Origin of the sequence: Petrocella sp. FN5 (genome assembly GCF_029210395.1) — a bacterium.
Classification (GTDB): domain Bacteria; phylum Bacillota; class Clostridia; order Lachnospirales; family Vallitaleaceae; genus Petrocella.
Window position 1 is genome coordinate 1 of sequence record NZ_JARGDP010000131.1, and the last position, 3,017, is coordinate 3,017.

At 48.6% G+C, this 3,017-nt stretch carries 1 rRNA gene; it reads left to right on the forward strand.

Annotated features, from left to right (window positions below):
• The first annotated feature begins 14 nt into the window (after positions 1-14).
• Positions 15-2,922, forward strand: a 23S ribosomal RNA gene (locus tag P0N36_RS14860).
• Positions 2,923-3,017: the final 95 nt, after the last annotated feature.

The following is a 3,017-nucleotide window of genomic DNA, read 5'->3' on the forward strand; positions in this document are numbered from 1 at the left end:
TAATCAAATTATTAGTTCAAGCTAATAAGAGCATAGGGTGGATGCCTTGGCACTAGGAGCCGAAGAAGGTCGCGATAAGCTGCGAAAAGCTTTGGGTAGGCGCAAATAGCCGATGATCCAGAGATTACCGAATGGGGAAACCTGGCTGGGAAGATCCCAGTCACTGCATGGTGAATACATAGCCATGCAGGGGGAACTCGGGGAACTGAAACATCTAAGTACCCGAAGGAAGAGAAAGAAACATCGATTACCTAAGTAGCGGCGAGCGAAAGGGTAAGAGGCCAAACCAAAGGACCTAGTCCTTTGGGGTTGTGGACTGCAGACGGTATTAAGAAGATTTAACCGAAGTGTTTTGGAAAAGCACGTCAAAGAGGGTGAAAACCCCGTAGGTGAAAAGTCGACTTAGCCAGCAGGATCCAGAGTAGCACGAGACACGTGGAACCTTGTGTGAAGCAGGGGGGACCACCCCCCAAGCCTAAATACTACCTAGTGACCGATAGCGCATAGTACTGTGAAGGAAAGGTGAAAAGAACCCCGGGAGGGGAGTGAAAAAGAACCTGAAACCCTATGTTTACAAGCAGTGGAAGCACGTTAAGGTGCGACCGCGTACTTTTTGTAGAACGGTCCAGCGAGTTACTTATACTGGCAAGGTTAATGACTTAAGGTCAGGAGCCGAAGGGAAGCCAAGTCTTAATAGGGCGTTAAGTCAGTGTGAGTAGACCCGAAACCGGGTGACCTATCCATGGGCAGGTTGAAGTTACCGTAAAAGGTAATGGAGGACCGAACCCACGCATGTTGAAAAATGCGGGGATGACCTGTGGATAGCGGAGAAATTCCAATCGAACCCGGAGATAGCTGGTTCTCCTCGAAATAGCTTTAGGGCTAGCCTTGAAATAGTCTAATGGAGGTAGAGCACTGAATTGCCTAGGGGGCCTCACAGCCTACCGAAGCATATCAAACTCCGAATGCCATATAGATGTTTTTCAGGAGTCAGACTATGGGAGATAAGTTTCATAGTCAAAAGGGAAAGAGCCCAGACCACCAGCTAAGGTCCCAAAGTGTGCATTAAGTGGAAAAGGATGTGAGATTTCACAGACAACTAGGATGTTGGCTTAGAAGCAGCCATGCATTCAAAGAGTGCGTAATAGCTCACTAGTCGAGAGATCTTGCGCCGAAAATGTCCGGGGCTAAAATGCACCACCGAAGCTGTGGAAAGCACTTATTTAGATAAGTGTTTTGGTAGAGGAGCATTCTTAACACGACGAAGCTGTACCGTAAGGAGCAGTGGAGAGTTAAGAAGAGAGAATGCTGGAATGAGTAGCGAGAGAGAAGTGAGAATCTTCTCGGCCGAATATCTAAGGTTTCCAAAGTAAAGCTGATCTTCTTTGGGTAAGTCGGGACCTAAGGTGAGGGCGAAAGCCGTAGCCGATGGACAACTAGTTGAAATTCTAGTACTACGTATGAACAGAACTGTGGGGACACAGAAGGATAGGGAAAACTGGGAATGGAAAAACCAGTGCAAGCACAAAGCTTGGTTGATAGGCAAATCCGTCAACTAAAAGGCGAAGTGTGATGCGGATCGAAATTAAAGTAGAGAAGTTCCTAAATCCATACTGTCAAGAAAAGCCGCTATTGCTTCATACGTACCCGTACCGCAAACCGACACAGGTAGATGAGGAGAGAATCCTAAGGCCGACGGGAGAAGCGTTGTTAAGGAACTCGGCAAAATGACCCCGTAACTTCGGGAGAAGGGGTGCCTACGCAAGTAGGCCGCAGAGAATAGGCCCAAGCGACTGTTTAGCAAAAACACAGGTTTATGCAAAACCGAAAGGTGAAGTATATGAGCTGACGCCTGCCCGGTGCTGGAAGGTTAAGGGGAGTGCTTAGACTTTAGTCGAAGGTGCGAACTTAAGCCCCAGTAAACGGCGGCCGTAACTATAACGGTCCTAAGGTAGCGAAATTCCTTGTCGGGTAAGTTCCGACCCGCACGAAAGGCGTAACGATTTGGGCACTGTCTCGACAACGCGCCCGGTGAAATTGTAGTACCGGTGAAGATGCCGGTTACCCGCGACAGGACGGAAAGACCCCGTGGAGCTTTACTCTAGCTTGATACTGGGATTCGATATTACATGTACAGGATAGAAGGGAGACTTAGACCTATGGACGCCAGTCTGTAGTGAGTCGTTGTTGGGATACCTTCCTTGTAGTATTGGGTTTCTAACCTAGCACCGTGATCCGGTGTGGGGACAATGTCAGGTGGGGAGTTTGACTGGGGCGGTCGCCTCCGAAAGTGTATCGGAGGCGCTCAAAGTTCATCTCAGAATGGTTGGAAACCATTCGTAGAGTGCAAAGGCATAAGATGGATTGACTGTGACACCGACGGGTGGAGCAGGTAGGAAACTAGGACTTAGTGATCCGGTGGTATGAATGTGGGATTGCCATCGCTCAACGGATAAAAGCTACCCCGGGGATAACAGGCTTATCACTCCCAAGAGTTCACATCGACGGAGTGGTTTGGCACCTCGATGTCGGCTCATCGCATCCTGGGGCTGTATTCGGTCCCAAGGGTTGGGCTGTTCGCCCATTAAAGCGGTACGCGAGCTGGGTTCAGAACGTCGTGAGACAGTTCGGTCCCTATCCGTCGTGGGCGCAAGATATTTGAGAGGAGCTGTCCTTAGTACGAGAGGACCGGGATGGACTGACCTCTGGTGTATCTGTTGTCTTACCAAAGGCATAGCAGAGTAGCCATGTTGGGAAGGGATAAACGCTGAAGGCATCTAAGCGTGAAGCCCCCCTCGAGATAAGATATCTCATCCAGAAATGGAGTAAGACCCCTGGAAGACTACCAGGTTGATAGGTTAGGGGTGTAAGCACGGTAACGTGTTCAGCTGACTAATACTAATAGGTCGAGGGCTTGAACTAAGAAAGTGATTATAAAGATTAGAGCTTAAGATTAAAATATGTGCATGTAGCAAATCGATGTTAACAATCTCTTATGCGGTTTTCAGTGTTTGTAA